General features: G+C 29.8%; 20 protein-coding genes and 1 pseudogene. 3 read left to right on the plus strand and 18 right to left on the minus strand.

Annotation, left to right across the window (positions count from 1 at the left end):
* Window positions 1-248 precede the first annotated feature (248 nt).
* From F3K33_RS17645 to F3K33_RS17665, 5 genes are all read right to left on the minus strand, one after another.
* Window positions 249-698, minus strand: coding sequence for a MarR family winged helix-turn-helix transcriptional regulator (locus F3K33_RS17645; protein WP_039769113.1), 450 nt, complete (start codon window positions 696-698; stop codon window positions 249-251).
* Window positions 699-722: 24 nt separating this feature from the next.
* On the minus strand, window positions 723-1352 hold the full coding sequence (locus F3K33_RS17650) for a class I SAM-dependent methyltransferase (protein WP_154861665.1): 630 nt from the start codon (window positions 1350-1352) through the stop codon (window positions 723-725).
* Window positions 1353-1803: 451 nt separating this feature from the next.
* Entirely contained in the window at window positions 1804-2256 is a 453-nt protein-coding gene (gene def, locus F3K33_RS17655; protein ID WP_039769109.1) for a peptide deformylase, read from the minus strand.
* Complete coding sequence (locus F3K33_RS17660) at window positions 2257-2493, minus strand: helix-turn-helix transcriptional regulator (protein ID WP_012059657.1); 237 nt, start codon at window positions 2491-2493, stop codon at window positions 2257-2259.
* Between the two features lie 157 nt (window positions 2494-2650).
* A complete protein-coding gene (locus tag F3K33_RS17665) occupies window positions 2651-3202 on the minus strand; it encodes a flavodoxin family protein (protein WP_039769107.1) in 552 nt (183 codons plus the stop codon).
* Window positions 3203-3350: 148 nt separating this feature from the next.
* Here F3K33_RS17665 and F3K33_RS17670 point away from each other — a divergent pair, with 148 nt between their 5' ends.
* Entirely contained in the window at window positions 3351-3671 is a 321-nt protein-coding gene (locus tag F3K33_RS17670; RefSeq protein ID WP_039769105.1) for a winged helix-turn-helix transcriptional regulator, read from the plus strand.
* A 240-nt stretch (window positions 3672-3911) separates the two neighbouring features.
* Here F3K33_RS17670 and F3K33_RS17675 read toward each other — a convergent pair whose 3' ends face one another.
* Window positions 3912-4733 (minus strand): methyl-accepting chemotaxis protein, encoded by an 822-nt coding sequence (locus F3K33_RS17675; RefSeq protein WP_012059660.1) that lies wholly within the window; start codon window positions 4731-4733, stop codon window positions 3912-3914.
* A gap of 286 nt (window positions 4734-5019) precedes the next feature.
* Between F3K33_RS17675 and F3K33_RS17680 the strand changes: the two genes are divergently transcribed.
* The gene (locus tag F3K33_RS17680; RefSeq protein WP_039769103.1) at window positions 5020-5337 is read left to right on the plus strand and encodes a hypothetical protein; all 318 of its coding nucleotides are present in this window, start codon (window positions 5020-5022) and stop codon (window positions 5335-5337) included.
* An 89-nt stretch (window positions 5338-5426) separates the two neighbouring features.
* On the opposite strand, the pseudogene F3K33_RS17685 reads toward F3K33_RS17680, so the two are convergent.
* From F3K33_RS17685 to F3K33_RS17715, 7 genes and pseudogenes are all read right to left on the minus strand, one after another.
* A pseudogene (locus tag F3K33_RS17685) lies at window positions 5427-5621 on the minus strand (flavin reductase family protein); the annotation flags it as partial.
* Window positions 5622-6125: an HTH domain-containing protein gene (locus tag F3K33_RS17690; protein ID WP_039769101.1), complete on the minus strand. Its 504-nt coding sequence runs from the start codon at window positions 6123-6125 to the stop codon at window positions 5622-5624.
* 88 nt (window positions 6126-6213) lie between these two features.
* Window positions 6214-6519, minus strand: a complete 306-nt coding sequence (locus F3K33_RS17695; protein ID WP_039769099.1) for a hypothetical protein — start codon at window positions 6517-6519, stop codon at window positions 6214-6216.
* Window positions 6520-6685: 166 nt separating this feature from the next.
* A complete protein-coding gene (locus tag F3K33_RS17700; RefSeq protein WP_039769097.1) occupies window positions 6686-7486 on the minus strand; it encodes an SDR family oxidoreductase in 801 nt (266 codons plus the stop codon).
* Between the two features lie 64 nt (window positions 7487-7550).
* Window positions 7551-8150: a Crp/Fnr family transcriptional regulator gene (locus tag F3K33_RS17705; protein ID WP_039769095.1), complete on the minus strand. Its 600-nt coding sequence runs from the start codon at window positions 8148-8150 to the stop codon at window positions 7551-7553.
* 68 nt (window positions 8151-8218) lie between these two features.
* On the minus strand, window positions 8219-9130 hold the full coding sequence (locus tag F3K33_RS17710; RefSeq protein ID WP_039769093.1) for a PhzF family isomerase: 912 nt from the start codon (window positions 9128-9130) through the stop codon (window positions 8219-8221).
* 172 nt (window positions 9131-9302) lie between these two features.
* Window positions 9303-10025 (minus strand): MBL fold metallo-hydrolase, encoded by a 723-nt coding sequence (locus tag F3K33_RS17715; protein WP_039769091.1) that lies wholly within the window; start codon window positions 10023-10025, stop codon window positions 9303-9305.
* A 406-nt stretch (window positions 10026-10431) separates the two neighbouring features.
* Here F3K33_RS17715 and F3K33_RS17720 point away from each other — a divergent pair, with 406 nt between their 5' ends.
* On the plus strand, window positions 10432-11745 hold the full coding sequence (locus tag F3K33_RS17720) for an FAD-binding oxidoreductase (protein ID WP_039769090.1): 1314 nt from the start codon (window positions 10432-10434) through the stop codon (window positions 11743-11745).
* 133 nt (window positions 11746-11878) lie between these two features.
* Here the strand turns inward: F3K33_RS17720 and F3K33_RS17725 are convergent, their stop codons facing one another.
* The 5 genes from F3K33_RS17725 to F3K33_RS17745 form a co-directional block, all read right to left on the minus strand.
* The gene (locus F3K33_RS17725; RefSeq protein WP_039769089.1) at window positions 11879-12745 is read right to left on the minus strand and encodes an ROK family protein; all 867 of its coding nucleotides are present in this window, start codon (window positions 12743-12745) and stop codon (window positions 11879-11881) included.
* Window positions 12746-12811: 66 nt separating this feature from the next.
* Window positions 12812-13924 carry a glycoside hydrolase family 172 protein gene (locus F3K33_RS17730; RefSeq protein WP_039769087.1) on the minus strand — a complete coding sequence of 371 codons (1113 nt, stop codon included), beginning with the start codon at window positions 13922-13924 and terminating at the stop codon, window positions 12812-12814.
* 25 nt (window positions 13925-13949) lie between these two features.
* Window positions 13950-14789 (minus strand): carbohydrate ABC transporter permease, encoded by an 840-nt coding sequence (locus F3K33_RS17735; RefSeq protein ID WP_039769085.1) that lies wholly within the window; start codon window positions 14787-14789, stop codon window positions 13950-13952.
* A gap of 11 nt (window positions 14790-14800) precedes the next feature.
* On the minus strand, window positions 14801-15679 hold the full coding sequence (locus F3K33_RS17740) for a carbohydrate ABC transporter permease (RefSeq protein ID WP_023974509.1): 879 nt from the start codon (window positions 15677-15679) through the stop codon (window positions 14801-14803).
* 180 nt (window positions 15680-15859) lie between these two features.
* Complete coding sequence (locus tag F3K33_RS17745) at window positions 15860-17116, minus strand: ABC transporter substrate-binding protein (protein ID WP_039769082.1); 1257 nt, start codon at window positions 17114-17116, stop codon at window positions 15860-15862.
* Window positions 17117-17156: the final 40 nt, after the last annotated feature.

Consider the following 17156-nt stretch of genomic DNA (forward strand, 5'->3'; position numbering starts at 1 on the left):
GTTGGTTAGTAACTTATGAACGCTCTGGTGAATGGTTCAACATAAAAGTGGTTATTATAAATTATTAGGCTGTATAATACTACCGCATATAATCTAAACACCACTTACAGATGTGAACTTTATCTCAAATAAGAAAATATTCTTTAAATCATACTCTTTTTTATAATATTGTTTTTAGGCTATAATTGTGACATGGTAAATGGATTCACAAAAAGTAAATAACCATTTGACCTCGAAAATTAACTTCATTATCTACTAGAAATATTATAAACAATCTTTCTCATAATATTTAATAAATTTTCTCTTTCTTCATAAGTATCTAAAGAAATCATTACTTTTCCATAAATTTCTTCTTCAAATTTTATATGCTCCTCTTGTGCTTTTTTCCCTTCTTCCGTAAGATCTAATTTATAAGATCTTCTATCTCTTTTACTAATAGATCTCCTTATAAGATTACGCTTTTCTAATCTATCGATCATATTAGTCAATGTACTTTTAGGAATATTCAATATTTCTAAAATATCTCTAATAATAACTTCTTCTTTCTCGGAAATAATTCTAATTATGGATATTTCATTATCACTAAGTCCTTTTATTCTAGTATATTTAGCTTCAATATCTTTATAGCTTGATTCAAATAACATACGATGCCATAATATATTAAATTCATCTATTTGCTTTTTACAATCTTTATCCATATTGTCACTCCAATCTATTAATGATTATTTTCTTATCTTAGCGCTAATTGCAAAACTCTTATAATTAATCTTTTTAAAATCAAATGCCTCAAATCCGCATTTTACTAAAAGTGCCTTAATTTCTTTCTCAGAATATATTTTATAATCACCATTATTAGATATTTTGCAATATAAATTTATAAATTGTCTACAAATTACTGGTGCCGTTGGATCCCCTATAATTAATAAACCACTATTCTTTAATACTCTTTTCATCTCTAATAATACTTTTTCTGGGCTTGGATAATGATGAAAGGATGCATTACATACAATTACATCAAAAGAATTATCCTCCCAAGGAATATACTCTGAATCACCAACTTTCAATTCAGCTTTGTCCCCAAGATTTTTCTTAGCTATTTTAATCATATTTTCTGAGATATCTACTCCATATAAACCGAACTTATAGTTGGCGCTAAGTTTTATTAATACATTACCTGTCCCACATCCAACATCTAATATTTTTTTAGGCTTTGCGCTTATTACCCTACTAACAATCTCCTCATACATTGGGGCTACAAACTTTCCATCACTGCTTTCATCGTAAGCTTCAGCTGTCCTATTAAAATTTATTTTCGAATTTTCCTTAAATATGTTTTTATTATTACCTTCCACATAAATCACTCCCATAATAATAGTTCTATTTCAGTATAGTTCCATATACGAACTATAATTAGATACTACTACTACCAAAAGTAAAATACAACCATTTTTTATATATTTTCCTGTAAATGCAAAATATATTAATTTATATTATAATTAACATTTCATATTCCATAATTTAGAATTACATCCAAAATTATTGCAATATTTTTATAATTATGATAAAAATTATTTTTGTAAAATATATAAATACAATAATATTATTAATTCTTTAGTTGAATTTCATCACTTTTGCTTTATATTACTAAATCAATGATTTTCCTTATATTTAGACATCAAAAAATCACTAGACATTGCCTAATGATTTTTTGATTATATGAATATTGTATTAAATTATTAATTAACATTTTTATTTAACAATGCACTATATATAAAATAATACAGCAACAAAAAGTTTAATATACTATTTTAAATATTCAGTAACAAAATCCGTAAAAAGAATACCTTCTAAATGGTCAATTTCATGACAAAAACATTTTGCTAAATCTCCTGTACCCGTTAGTATTATTTCTTTACCATTTTCATCTAATGCTTGAACTGTCACTTTTTCTGGTCTTAATAATCTTCCAAATACGTGTGGATTACTTAAACATCCTTCTATAACTTCTTGACTTCCTTCTTGTTTAATAATCTTTGGATTGACTAATTTTATTAGGCCTTGTCCCATGTCTATTACAACTAACCTTTTAAGTATTCCTATCTGCGGCGCCGCTAAGCCCCCTCCATTTTCTGTATTATACATGGTTTCCGCCATATCATCTAGAATTTGCCTGATCTTTTCGTCTACCACTTCAACTTCTATACTTTTCTTTCTTAAAACTTCATCACCAAATAATCTAATTTTCCTTAATGCCATTTAAACTACACCTCTACTTAATTGTGCTCTTGATTTTCTTTCACTTTGTTCAAAAAGAAACACTTCCTCTATTGCACAATGAAATATTTGAGAAATATCATAAGCTAGCCATATAGATGGCTCATATTTTTCTGTTTCAATAGAGTTTATTGCTTGTCTTGATACTCCTACAAGAGCTCCCAATTGTTCTTGCGTTAATCCAACAGCTTCACGAAATTCTTTTAGTTTATTTTTCATTAAGAACCACTCCTGTCATGTTTACCTTACATAAAAGTATATTCCACTTTAAATTTAATGTCAAGTTAACATTACACTATATGTGTCTTTAAGTTCCAAATTTTCAAATTCAGTATTATTCGTTATACTGTCCAAGTGGTATTGCATTATAAATTTATTAAGCTAAATTTTCTCCATCCTTAAATGCTCTTAAAGATAACTCATCAAACATTGCTAAATCAGGATTATGACTAGTTCCACAGTAATGAATGCTATCCTCTAACTTCCAGCCTAATTCTTCTAACATATTATTAGCAAATTTAACGCCTTCCGCCCCTATCTTAGGATCAGGATTCCCTTGAGTAAATATTGTTATTAACTTTTTACCTGGATATTTTGCCTTATAATCATTTCCAATCATTGGAAATGTACGATCAAACCAAACTTTTGATTGCCCTGTAATTGTATAATAATATATTGGAGAACCAAATACGATGGCATCGGCTTCCTTAATAGCAGCATACATTGGCTGCAAATAATCATTAACTGCACAACCATCATGAGTACGGCAATACATACATCCTTGACATCCACGAATTCCAGAATCATTTAAATCAAATTCAATAACCTCAGCACCTTTGGATTTTGCTCCCTTTGCTACTTGTTCTAATAATCTTGCAGTATATCCATTCTTTCTTGGACTACCTTTGAAAATAACTACTTTTGACATATCTTATCTCTCCTTTTAGATATAAAATTCTCTAAAGTCAATCAATTATCTATTGACTGACTTTATTATATTAAGTAACATATAAATCAACAAGTACGCAAAAAATATTTAGCTACTAATATTTATATAAGTAATGGAGGTTGCTTTCATGGAAAACTGTTCTATTGAATATGCTTTAAAAATTATAAATGGAAAATGGAAATTATTAATCATTTGGGTTATATCTCAAAATGGAATTGTTCGCTTTAATGAACTACAGCGAAAAATTGATGGCATATCCAGTCTTATGCTCTCAAAAAACTTAAAAGAACTTGAAGAAGACTCTCTTGTTATTCGTCACCAATACAATGAGATTCCACCAAGAGTAGAATATGAATTATCAGAACTTAGTCAAAAGCTCATAGTTGCTTTACAACATCTTGGCGAATGGGGAGAAGAAGTTCATAAACATAAAAAAACATCTGTATAATTAATAATCAAAAGTTTTCTTCAACCATGAATAATATACTTAAGTAATTTATAACTACATGCTTTTTCAAATTGCGCAAAAAAATCGCATATTCATGTTTTATTGAACAATGCGATTTTCTGCTTATTTTATACCATGAGCTTATTAAATTTTCCTAATAAATTTTATGAGGGTTGTTAAATAATCTAATAAGATAATTACTAAAATTATATGTATCTGAAGTAAATACCATAATCGTCTTTACCATACTACCTTTGACATATCCACCAGTTCCTTAGAGTTTGAGGTAATCTCTTCTAAAGTAGCCGTTATCTCTTCAGTAGCTGCTGCTTGTGATTCCGCTATCATGTTTGTATTGCTAATCTCCTTAATAACTTCATCAATAGAATTTCTCATTTCAAGAAGCAATTGTGATACTTTTTTTGACGACTCACTACTCATCTGTGAAAGTTTTCTCATCTCACCTGCAACGACTGAAAACCCTCTTCCTGCCTCACCTGCCCTTGCAGCCTCAATAGCCGCATTTAAAGCTAGAAGATTAGATTGAGAAGAAACACTAGTAATAAGATTTAATATCGTATCCGTTTCTTTTATTTTTTCTTCTGTTTTTTGTGTTGCATTTACAATACTATTCATTGAAGATGAAAGTCTTTGAGAATCAGTAGCCACTTCCTCAATACTTGCGCTTGTCTGTTGCAGCGAACTAAAAATGTTCTCTGCTACTTCTTCTACTTTAAACTGTTTATTTAAGCTTTTCCCTATTGCAACTCCACCAATAATATTTCCACTTGAATCCTTAATAGGGTAAGAAATCCCCTTAAATGATACTCCAAATAATTCTTTTGGCACTATCACACTTAGTACCTTACCTCCTTTTATACTTTTATATAATGGTTCCTCAGGATTTAATTCTTGTCCAACTTTGATAGGTAAGTTAATGGAATCACCATCACGATAATATATAAATTTCTTAGTATCTGCTACAGCAACTGCTATATCGTCTTGTAATATTTCCTTTAATTCAGGAATAACCTCTAAAAATGCCTCAAGTCTATTTTCCATATATACACCCTCCAGTAAATTCAATCTATGATAGGTATATATTCGATAATTCTTTCTATATTCCTTGTTTTTTTGCGTTTATTTTAGAAATATATTATTTTATTTTTTAGCGTTATTTATTTTAAATCAATAATTCTTTTAAAAAAGGCCCTTTAATTATCACATACATAAATACCTCGACAAGTGGTATTTTTTGTTTAATCTATATGTTGAATATTTCAACCCTAAATACGCATAATACAAATGATATATTATATAAAATTTAACATTAAAGGTGGTTAAACTAATGAAAAAATTTATTCCTATATTCTTAATTTTTTTCTTCATATCTACTTGCTTTAATATTAAAGGTGTATCTGCCGCCCCTAAAACATTTAAACAAGGCATTTACACTTGGAGCGATTCAGGCTTACCGGCTAATTCATCTCTTACTATAAAACTTGGGGAATCTACTAGTAAAGCTATAGTTATGGTTATTGATTCAGACCAAACTATGGAAGCTCTATTAAGATTAAATGCTCGAGTTACCCACCAGGTTTTACCTCCACTTACATACACTTCTTCAATTATAATCTTTACTGATGGTAATGTAATATTTTCATAAAAAATGCTATACTTTGATTACTTTCATATTGGCTATTTTTTATTTCATGTTACTTTAAAATTCCACATAAATATTGATTACCTATTACCTTAACATGATTTAAATATTGATCCAACTCTATTATTTAAATCAAAATAACCTGTATCCATTAATATTGTTGGTTTAACTTTTAGGGCATTTGGTCTTCCATTTTCCAAACAATCTTCCTCTGCATATGTTGCTATAATCTCACCAAGAAACATTGTAAAATCAAATATAGGAATGGTTTGTATCACTTTACACAACTAATTTGCTGATTTCTTGCCATTAATAAAAAAATGTAAAAACAAGCTTGCTACCGCTAACTTATATTTATTTTCATATGTAATAGAATTAGTATCATTCATAAAATTCTTAACATCTTCTAAGCTGATACCTGCATACATAGCTAAAGTATCGTATCTAATTCCAACGTCAATTATCAATACATCTATTATTCCTTTGACTCTGTCATCTTCATTTATACTACGTATCCCTTCAGATAGAATATAAATCTTATTTGATAATGATGAAGGCTCGGGAAACTTTGGATTCCACACAAATTCTTTATTGTTTTTAATAGAATCCATTGCATTAGCATAAAACTCATGCAAATTTCTTTTTCCATCCATGTAATCTTTTAGCCAGTTATAATCCACATTTATCATTCTACTCAAAACTTCAAGTTCAATTTTATAATCTTCAATCAATTTTTTTATACTTTCTCTTGTTTTGTCTATAGGATTTGAATTTCCATTTATTAATTCCATATCTTTTCGCCTCATTCATATAATATATTTTAATATTTTTTAAATAAATATTTGTAAAAATTAGTTATTCAACACCTTAAAATTAATACTAATCAATTTTACAACAATGCCCTTCAATTCTCTTATAAGGTATTAATATATCTGCAGTCTGAACTTTATCTAGAAAATCTTTTAAACTCTCTTGATTATCATCAGGCACAAAATATTTTTTCCCCATCCATTGTATTATCCAACCAGTAATTCCTGCTGGAATAATATTGTTGAACTCTCTATAATCTATCTCTGAATTATTGAGAGTATAATTTAAATTCAATGTTTTCTGTAATATATTTTTGTTGTCGCAAGGCTCAGTAATTTTTACTCTATAGAGTTTTACTTGTTTTAAAAATGTCACTGTTCATTTATACCCTTCCCTTAATTCTTGATATTTAGCCATTGTTATACATATATCCCCACCAAATCTATTGAGTTAAACTTTATGTTAATTTGTACCACCATACAACTTTTAACACAAACACAAAATATTACATAATCAAGAGATAATATAATTATTCATCAATCTAGCGGTTTTTCATAAAGTATTCTCTTACAAAGTCAGGAAAGTGTGTCGCTATATTATATGACAGCGGAACAGCAACCTTATAACGAGGTTTAATTCTCCTTTTCGAAATTATATTAACAATAGTTTTCGCTGCTTCTTTAGGATCAGTTAAATTTTGATCATTTCGATATTTAGCATCTGCTTCATAAAAAGTTGAATAATAAGAATCTTGATTAGTCATAAGATTATTTGAATTATTCGCCATAGTTTTAAAAAAGTTTGTTTTTATTGGTCCAGGTTCTATTACAGCTGCTTGAATATTATTGTTGTGCAGTTCTAAACGCAATGCATCACTTATTGCCTCAACTGCATATTTAGATGCACAATATGCACCATTAATAGGTTGAACAAATTTCCCCGAAATTGAACCGATATTTATAATTTTGCCAAATTGTTTCTTACGCATTTCCGGAACAACTACCTGAATCATATTAATTATCCCAAATACATTCACATCAAACATGCTTTTTGCACTTCTTACATCGATTTCTTCTAAAGCACCTCTAGTTGAGTATCCTGCATTATTTACAAGGATATCAATTTTCTTAAATCGTGCTATCACTTCCTCCATCGCAACTGAAATAGATTCTTTTTTGGTAACATCTAGCGATAGCTTTAATGATACAGGTAAATCTTTTAAAGTTTCTACATTTCTAGCTGTTGCAACAACTATATATCCTCTCTCAGATAATATCTTGCAAAGTTCTCGTCCTATCCCCGTTGAGCATCCTGTAATTAAAACAACTGTCTCATTTTTCATATAAATTAACCCCCATTAATAAAATTTATCTACATCATAAATCACATGGAGGTTAGCTGCATTATCATTTGTTAATATTTAAATCTTTTCTTAATCTACTAAGTGACACAGGGGTCATTCCTAAATAAGAAGCAATATGATATTGTTTAATACGCTTTTCTAATCCTGGATATGCATTAAGGAACTGCTTATAACGTTCAATGCTATCTAATACTTTAAAACTAATTGCATTCTCTTCTTTCATAATAAGAACACTATCAATCATCTTTTTGTAAAACAAAAGTAGCTCATAGTTTTCCTCAACTATTTTTTCAAAATCAGAAATTTGAGCTACAATAATTTCGCTATCTTCTAATGCTTGTATATAATACATAGATTCCTTTTGCGATAGATGTGCTACATATGAGAATAATACCTCACCCTCTTTGTAAAAATATTTTGTTGTATCTTTTCCTGCTTTATCAATATAATAAGAACGAAAAACTCCCTTAACAACAACTCCTATTTCAGTAGACTTCTCGCCTTCCTGTAAAAAGAACATATCTTTTTTTAATAGCTTTGGCTTAAAAATCTTCTTTAATAAAGTTATGTTTTTTTCACTAAGGAAAATCTCATTATTTTTCAAAATATCTATCCATAAATCATCGTATACATATTTACTCATTTAAAGCCTCATTCCTTTGGTTAGGATTAATTCTACTTACCTACTATTGCATGTGTCTTGTATTAGTTTTAATCATTTAATAATAATTCTGATTTAAATATTATAACGGCGTTTCCTGAAACTTTGGCCTCTATTGGTTCATTGTCTTCTATCTTTACTTCAACTTCGATTATACCAGGCCTATTTATAGCCTCTCCTTGCTTAGCTTTAAATCTAAATAAAGAATTATTATGCTTAACAAGATTGTAATGAACAAGATATGCACCTAATGGACCATTTGCATTACCGGTAACAGGATCTTCATTGATACCTATTGAAGGTGCAAACATTCTTCCATGTATTAAAATATCACTTTCTTTTGAATCAGTAGTAAAAATATAATATCCATTACATTTAATGATCTCGCTTAACTTAGAAAGTGCACTATAATCTGGCTGCAATGTATTTAAGGTTTCAATACTTTTAATACCTATCATAACTTTAGAATGACCTGTTGACACTATTTGAATTTTATAATCATCAAGTAAATCACTTTCTTTAATTTTAAGTGCTTTTAAAAGTTCTTCTTTATTTATACCATCAATAATTTTGCCAAATTCAATTTTTCCCTGCGTCATAATAATTTTGTAATCATCATTTTCTTTTATTATATCAACAGGTAAAATTCCTGCTCCTGTCTTATGATAAATCCTTGAAGTTTCCAGTTCATTTTCGATAGCACGTACATAATGAGCTGCAATAGTGGCATGTCCACAAATAGGAACCTCGCTTATAGGTGTAAAAAAGCGTACTTGAACATCATACTCACTACTATTTGAAGTGAAAATAAATGCTGTCTCAGAATTGTTAAGCTCTCTAGCAATTTTCTGCATTTCATAATCAGTTAATCCATCTGCATTTGATATTACCCCTGCTGGATTTCCTGTAAATTTCTCCTTTGTAAATGAATCAACTTGATATAAATTATATTTTCTTGCCATGTTACCTCCAGATATACTTTAATTTATAGGCTAAAACCATTTCTTTAATCCATGGGAATTAATACCTATCCGTAATATAATTAATTATAGTTTTACTTTAATTCACTTACAAGTGCGCATTTTAAAAGTAAGATTTATGTTTGGATTGAAAAAATAATAAAAATTGCCTAACTTAAAAAGCTCTTTTAAGAGCATCACTGATTTCATTCTCAAATATTCCACCATGATAGCATATAATTCTTTCAATATCATAATCCAAAAACTTTTTAACAGAATTTTGGGCTTCTTTCATATCTAGGGTATATTGAGGTACTGCAATAACAAGTTCTCCGTTTTCTACAACTAAGGCATCTCCTGTTATTAATGATTTACTTTCTTTATGATAAATGGATATATGTCCAGGCATGTGCCCAGGTGTAGCTAGGATTCCAATTCCTCCACAACAATCGAAATAATCCCTATCTTTTAACTTTATATCAACGTTACAACTTTCTATAGATTGAAGCATTTTATGAAAATGATCTGCTTCTACTTTCTCATTTTCTGATAATGAATCATATATATTTTCAGCTTGTTGTAATCTTAATGATTTTTTACTTCCATCAATATATGGAGCATCTTCTTCTGACGCTAATACTTTTACTTTAGGATATTTTCTTTTAAATTCTGCTAAAGCGCCCATATGGTCATAATCATGATGCGTAATAATTATTTTAGATAAATTTTTTATATTAATCTTTTTAGCTAACGCAGCCTCTTCTACTAAACTCAAAAAATTTGGATATCCACAGTCAATTAATATCATTTCATTCTCATCTTCCAATATAACTGGATGTATAGCATCACTTTGTCCTGAAAAATCGAAAGATATATCTAATACATTTATTTTACTCATTTTAAGTCCTCCTAGTAAAATTTCAATTATAGAAAATAATATCATGTTCAAAAACAATATAGTTAATTCTTAAATATTTCTGTATCATTTATGCACATATATATTGCAGTAATAAACTTACATCTAAAATTTTGGTAAACCAAATGCTCAATAAAAAAAATGTACAAATTCAATTTCAAAATATATTATCTTTTCAACTCAACCTATTATCAATTTTATATTTTATTTAGAATCTTAAGCTTATTCATTATCATATACAAATTCTTATATTCATAGAATTGTCATTAACTTTCTTCTTATACAAAATAATGATGATAACTGGTATTTTTTGAGTTTCTCCATATCACTTCTATGATACTCGCAACATAAAATAAAGAAAAATGTATTTTAACAAAGGAGAAAGAAAATGAGATTAAATGGATTAACAGGAAGGGTAATAACTCCCTCAGATAAAGAGTATCCAACTTTGAGACTTGAGTATAATCTATCTATTAATAAATTTCCATTAGCTATCGTTTATTGTTATACACCAACAGATGTATCCAACGCTATTAAATGGTGCAGAAAACATCATGTAGGACTTCGCATTCGTACAGGGAAGCATAATTATGAAGGCTATTCAACAGATAATGGCGTAATAGTAATAGATACGACTCCTATGGACAAGATTGAAGTTAATACTAAAAATGATACTGTAAAAATTCAAGCTGGGGCAAGACTTGGAAATATATACTCAATAACTGCCGAAAAAGGGTATGCCTTTAATGGCGGAACATGTCCTACAGTTGGAATTTCTGGCTTGGTATTAGGTGGAGGAATAGGTTTATCCTGTAGAAACTTTGGCTTAGTATCGGACAACCTTATAGAGCTGCAATTGGTTAATGCCAAAGGTGATCTAATAACTGCCAATAATCATATACACCGTGATTTATTCTGGGCCTGTCGAGGAGCAGGTGGTGGAAACTTTGGAGTTGTAACTAGCTATACTTTTAGACTTCATAAGGTAAATTATATTACTCTTATACAGCTTAGATGGAATAATATTTCCAGGGGAAAATTTATTAACCTATGGCAATGTTGGCTAAGAACTGCTGATAAAAGGATTAGCTGTTTTGCTGGTTTAAGTAAAAAAGGCATATATTTAAATGGATTCTTCTATGGACCTAAGTCTGAAGCTGAAAAGATTTTAAAAGAGTTTTTGCTGCTCCCAGGTTTACTAGATAACTCTTTAATAGAATATGTACCTTTTATAGATGCTGTTAAAGCCATTGGTTCTTTTTATGGGCCTCCTGATAGATTTAAAGCTACTGGAAGATTTGTTTATTGTCATCTAAGTAAAACAAATATCAGAAACTTAATTAAGTATATAGATTGTAGCCCTGGAGATGATTGTTTTATAAGACTTTATACTTTAGGCGGTAAGATAAAAGATTTCTCCAGTGATTATTCAGCTTATTACTATAGAGATGCCAGCTATATTATAGGAATAACAGCAGATTGGGAAGAATATGAAGATGGCAATATATTTAAAAACTGGGTATCACAAGTTTTTAAATATGTGGAAACCATAACTAATGGCTCTTATGTAAACTTCCCTTATGCTGGGCTTAAATATTATGGCTATGAATACTATGGTGAAAATTATGGAACCCTTAGAATAATAAAAAAGATTTATGACCATGACAATGTTTTCAGATTCCCACAATCAATAGAACCTTAACCCCCTAAAAAAAATAATCTGCTGACTTTAATTCAGCAGATTATTTTCTTTCAAGTTAAGTTACTGAAGTTTTAAAGAACACTTTCTATAGAAGATTAATACTCTTATTTCAAAAAACTCTAAAAAATCTAATCTATACATTCTCATTTGTCTTTTGAGCTAAAAGCAAACATCCCATAATTGCGGAATTATCTCCAAGAGCTGGAGGTACAATATATTCGTCCAAGTTCGGCATTGCAACATACTTTTTCATTAATTGTTCTACTTCTTTTCTTATAAGTGGAAATAATTGACGTTGCTTCATTACTCCACCACCCAGAACAATACGTTCTGGACTTAATATTAACGTATATGTCATTACTGCTTGTGCAAGATAAAAAGCTTCTATTTTCCATACTTCTTTATTCTCTTCTAATTCATATGCTTTTTTCCCCCATCGCTCTTCTATAGCAGGGCCTGATGCAATTCCTTCTAAGCAATTTGAATGATAAGGACATGCACCTTCATATTTATCATTATTATGCATGCGAACTAAAATATGCCCCATTTCCGGATGACCATATCCTTCTAAGAGCTGACCATTTATCACTGCACCTCCTCCGATTCCAGTTCCTACAGTTAAATAAACACAACTCTGTAACCCAAATGCTGCACCCTTTTTTAACTCTCCGAGTGCCGCTGCATTTACATCTGTCGTCCAGCCAATTGGAATATTATATCTATCTTTTATAATTCCAACAAAATTATAGTTCGCCCAAGCTAATTTTGGTGTGGTTGTTATATATCCGTAAGTTTTTGATTTTCTATTCACATCAATAGGCCCAAATGACCCTATACCTATAGCTTCTAAATTATATTTGTCAAAAAACTCAAATACAGATTTCATTGTTTCATCAGGTGTTGTCGTTGGTATGCTGACTCTTTCTATAATTTCAAGATTTTCATTGCTTACTGCACAAACAAATTTTGTTCCACCTGCTTCAATCGCACCATATTTCATAATAATTCCCCCCTCTTTATATATTTAAAATTCTAACATCAATCTGATTTTTTCTAATTTTTTTATTTATCTTGGCAAACGTTGTTTTTTATCCATTAATTTTTCAAATTTATTGTGTGGCTCTGATTGATACCAATATGCAACTGATGCAAGATCATCTTGTCGTTCAAATAATCCTTTGTAACATACTCCTATTTGTTGCACTGTAACTTTTAAATCATCTTGAAAATGAATTGGATCTGGTATATGCCAACGATAGAATCCTCGCATCGGTGGACAATCATTATTATGATATGGATTGTGTATTAAATCATCATTTGCTGAATAATATGGATATCCAAGAAACGGCGTACAATAAGTACTTTCTACTGTCTTGCCATCAACCTGTGATGCAAAGCTCCAAGAACCTCCGAAATAATCCTCCATTCCTGTTCCACAAATTGTAGGATATTCTTTATCGCCATCTATATAAAATTTAACTTCTCCTTCTCCCCACCAATATCTTTCTAATGTTGTCAATGCTATATATGTTCCTACATAATGCCCTTTTCCTTTTATATTGTCAATAATTGCATAGTCTTTCTGTAATTCTGTTATACGCTCACGTCTCCATTGAGCATGAAAATAAGCAATATCTTCTGGTAATTCATCATACAAGCAGTAATCTATTTGATAGAAAAATGCTGGTATAGTATTATCATGTTGATTCTCTAGTGTAATTTTAGCTTTTTTATGAAATGGCATTTGAAAATAACTATTCATTCCTCTAGATGGAACTACTACTATTGGCATTGAATTTACAATACACTCTCTTGAAAAGCCACAGCAAAAGAAATCTCCAAGAGGACTTTCCACTGAAGGCGCTTCTTCTTCATCCCAATACATTCTTAAAACTAAATCTCTTAAAACATTACAATCTGCATCAGTTGTTTTATTATCAACCGTAATCCATATATGAGTTATAATCCCTGGTCCATCTACTTCAGCTAATGTCACCGTTTTTCCTGGCTCTATATCTCTTAAACAAGGGCTTCCTTTTCTTGAAGGTCCTAAATAACTTGCAGCCATTCCTCCTTTACCTTTTTCTCCATTTGGATTTTCTGCATTGATAGCACGAGAACGTGCATTTTTTAGCACTGATAAACTAGTAAGTCCATTTGCAAATAAATAATTACTCATATAATAAACTCTCCTCTCTAATCAATTATTCTTTTACACCGCCAGCCATTATACCATCCATAATTTGCTTTTCAAATAATAATACAAATAATATTATTGGTATAAGTATTATCCATCCCATTGTGCTAATTAGATCCCAAGGCATGCTATAAGTTGTTTCTTTAGGTATTGTAGTTATTCCAACACTTAATACTTCTATTTTTCTTGCAAAAAACAATGGTGTAAATAAGTCATTTAAACATGTAATAAAATTAATTATGCTTATGGTTGCTATAGCTGGCTTCATTAAAGGTAGTGTCACATAAAACATTTTTTGTATAGCTCTGCATCCATCTACTTCTGCTGCTTCGTATATTGATGTCGGTATTTCATTTAAGAAATTATTCAATATTAGAATTGTGAATGGTATTAATGCACTTGTATATAATATTATTAACCCTAAAAAAGTATCCACCAAATTGAATTTGTTCATAAAATCGTATAATGGTCTTGCAGTTACTATTCCTGGTATTAAAGCTGAAGATACTATAGCTCCATAAGCTATTTTTAAACCTCTACTCTTATATTTTGAAAATGAATAAGCTCCTACTAAGCAAATAATAGTAGATATTATTAATGCAGCTGTAGTTATAAATAATGTATTTAAAGCTTTTTCTCCTAGCTTTAACTCAAAAAATAACCTTTTATAATTTTCAAAGGTAATATTAGTTGGAATATATTTTATAGGTGCTGTGAATAATTCATTTGACGGTTTAATGGATGATATAAAAATCCAATATAGAGGTATTAATATAGCAGCAGATATAATAACAGTTAACCCCCATTTTACAACAAAAGGTACAGTCTTATTAATTTTAAAATTCATAATTATCACCCCTATTTATTTATTTTCTTTATATATTTAACATCAATTAATGTTAAAACTACCATTGCCGCAAATAAAACTACTGCTAGTGATGATGCATATCCTAAATTTAAATTTGTAAATGCTTCTGTCATTATTCTATAAGATAGTAATGTTGTTGAGTCTCCCGGTCCTCCTGATGTCATTGAATACACAACATCAAAACTAGTGAGCCTCCACATTGTAAAAAAGATACATAGTGTTAATACTGTGTTTTTTATTCCTGGCAATGTAATTGAAAAAAATGATTTAATTATTCCTGCTCCGTCTATTTTAGCTGCTTCATAAAGATCTGATGGTATAAACTGCAATGCTGCTAATACTAGTATCGCAAAGAAAGGGACATCCTTCCATAAATCAACTGAAATTACCGCTATCCTTGCAGATAATTCATTAATTAACCAATCGTAGTGAAAACTAGGTAATATTCGCCTTACTAAATCATTTATAAGACCATAAGTATCATTAAAAGCCCATCTTGCAGCAAGGCCTGCAACAACCATTGGCATTGCCCATGGTATTAAGACAATTGTTCTTAAAAACTTTCTACCTCTAAATTTTATATTTAACATTAATGCTAGTCCTACACCTAATACAACGTGTAATATCATAGAAACTACTGTAAATATAACAGTGAATTCTATTGATGTAGCTAGTTTTTCATCAGTAAACATTTGTATGAAGTTCTGAGTACCAATAAATTTCGCTTCTCCACCTCTTAGTAAGCTCATATCAAAAAAACTATTCTTAAAGGTAGTGAATATTGGATATATTGTTGTGAAACCTCTTAGTATTAATACAGGTGCTACTAACATCCAGGCTATCCATATCTTATTACGTTTATTACTCATATTCTCCTCCAATCTTTGATAATTGCTATAATAATTTGAATTTTCTATTACTATAAACTCCTTTGTTAAAAAATAAGATTATAACGTATTTCTATAATTAACTCATACCTAAATAAACTAACAACTCTTAATGCTACTACTATTTAATTTAGGCATGAATTTTTTAATATTTAGACTTAATTATTTTTTAGCATATTTATTTACTTCTACTTGTGCCTTTTGGCAGAACTCATCTAGAGATATTTCATCAGAGACATATCTTTGGAATAATGATCCCATAGAACTTATAAATTCCATAGCTTGAGGTGCCATTGGGCGTCCGTGAAGCTCAGTATTTTGTAAATACCCCTTAATTGCACTAAGCCCTTCTATTTTAAAGTTTGAATCATTTATTACATCAGACCTTGCAGGCAACCTTGAAGTCATCTCATAATAGTCCTTTTCTCCTTGTGGGCTTGCTGCATAATTCAAGAATTTAATTGCAGCTTCCTTATTTTCTGATGCTGAATTTAATACATAATTCCAGCAAGCTATATAAGCACTATTTTTTTCAAAAGTAGGCATTGGCGCTAAAGTTATTCCGTTTTCACCATATCTACCAGAATTAACAAAATTCTTCATAGCACCTGTATACATAAATATTGATGCATAGTCATCATCAAAGAATTTTTGCATCATTGGATCATATTGATCAGCCAATTGAGCTATAGGAGTTTCGCCATTTTTAGCCATATCATGCATAAATTTAACGGCTTCTTTTGTTTTAGGGTTTGTCCAATCATAATAGTCTCCACCGAACAAATTTACAAAAGTTCCGATTTCATTAAATACATAAGTTTTTTCCCATGCACCACCATATCCATACTTTCCATCTTTACTATAGGCCTTTACATACTTTTCAAAATCTTCTTTGGTTTTTATTGCATCTAAACCAAGTGCTTTTACTTTTGACTGATCAACCCAAAAACCTAATATCTCCATATACATAGGTACAGAATATATATTGTCTCCTACTTGTATTAAATCTTTTATATAACCTTTAGGAAATTGTGATACTACATCATTTTTCATAACAGTATTTTGTAGAGGCTCTAAGAATCCCGTATTTTTAAATGCACTGATCATTTCATCATTGATTGTTATAACATCTACACTTGAATCTTTTGATGAAAGTATAGTCGTAATTTTGGCTTGTCTATCGTCTGTATTAGTTGGGCAAGCAATAGTATCTATTTTTATTCCTGTAGCCTTTTCTGCTTTTTCAATATACTTTTGAAAATCTTCATTAAAAGTTGTATCAACTGTCATTAATGTTATTTTTTCAGTTTTATTTGCTGAAGTTTCAGTACTTGATGGTTTTGTGCTTCCACACCCTGTAAAAAATGTTACTGCCATAACTATCGAAGTCAATAAACACATGATTTTAGTTAATTTCATAAACTTTCCCCCTTAAATATATAACGTTTTCAGTTAAATT

The organism is Clostridium beijerinckii, from assembly GCF_008705175.1.
Classification (GTDB): domain Bacteria; phylum Bacillota; class Clostridia; order Clostridiales; family Clostridiaceae; genus Clostridium; species Clostridium beijerinckii.

Bases quoted from the DNA above. Each gene is read 5' to 3' on its own strand.
- def (WP_039769109.1), bottom strand. From the start codon at position 2,256: ATGGCATTAAGGAAAATTAGATTATTTGGTGATGAAGTTTTAAGAAAG.
- F3K33_RS17725 (WP_039769089.1), bottom strand. From the start codon at position 12,745: ATGAAATATGGTGCGATTGAAGCAGGTGGAACAAAATTTGTTTGTGCA.
- F3K33_RS17740 (WP_023974509.1), bottom strand. From the start codon at position 15,679: ATGAGTAATAAACGTAATAAGATATGGATAGCCTGGATGTTAGTAGCA.
- F3K33_RS17680 (WP_039769103.1), top strand. From the start codon at position 5,020: ATGAAAAAATTTATTCCTATATTCTTAATTTTTTTCTTCATATCTACT.
- F3K33_RS17710 (WP_039769093.1), bottom strand. From the start codon at position 9,130: ATGGCAAGAAAATATAATTTATATCAAGTTGATTCATTTACAAAGGAG.
- F3K33_RS17705 (WP_039769095.1), bottom strand. From the start codon at position 8,150: ATGAGTAAATATGTATACGATGATTTATGGATAGATATTTTGAAAAAT.
- F3K33_RS17660 (WP_012059657.1), bottom strand. From the start codon at position 2,493: ATGAAAAATAAACTAAAAGAATTTCGTGAAGCTGTTGGATTAACGCAA.
- F3K33_RS17730 (WP_039769087.1), bottom strand. From the start codon at position 13,924: ATGAGTAATTATTTATTTGCAAATGGACTTACTAGTTTATCAGTGCTA.
- F3K33_RS17700 (WP_039769097.1), bottom strand. From the start codon at position 7,486: ATGAAAAATGAGACAGTTGTTTTAATTACAGGATGCTCAACGGGGATA.
- F3K33_RS17745 (WP_039769082.1), bottom strand. From the start codon at position 17,116: ATGAAATTAACTAAAATCATGTGTTTATTGACTTCGATAGTTATGGCA.
- F3K33_RS17690 (WP_039769101.1), bottom strand. From the start codon at position 6,125: ATGGAATTAATAAATGGAAATTCAAATCCTATAGACAAAACAAGAGAA.
- F3K33_RS17665 (WP_039769107.1), bottom strand. From the start codon at position 3,202: ATGTCAAAAGTAGTTATTTTCAAAGGTAGTCCAAGAAAGAATGGATAT.
- F3K33_RS17720 (WP_039769090.1), top strand. From the start codon at position 10,432: ATGAGATTAAATGGATTAACAGGAAGGGTAATAACTCCCTCAGATAAA.
- F3K33_RS17645 (WP_039769113.1), bottom strand. From the start codon at position 698: ATGGATAAAGATTGTAAAAAGCAAATAGATGAATTTAATATATTATGG.
- F3K33_RS17675 (WP_012059660.1), bottom strand. From the start codon at position 4,733: ATGGAAAATAGACTTGAGGCATTTTTAGAGGTTATTCCTGAATTAAAG.
- F3K33_RS17735 (WP_039769085.1), bottom strand. From the start codon at position 14,789: ATGAATTTTAAAATTAATAAGACTGTACCTTTTGTTGTAAAATGGGGG.
- F3K33_RS17670 (WP_039769105.1), top strand. From the start codon at position 3,351: ATGGAAAACTGTTCTATTGAATATGCTTTAAAAATTATAAATGGAAAA.
- F3K33_RS17715 (WP_039769091.1), bottom strand. From the start codon at position 10,025: ATGAGTAAAATAAATGTATTAGATATATCTTTCGATTTTTCAGGACAA.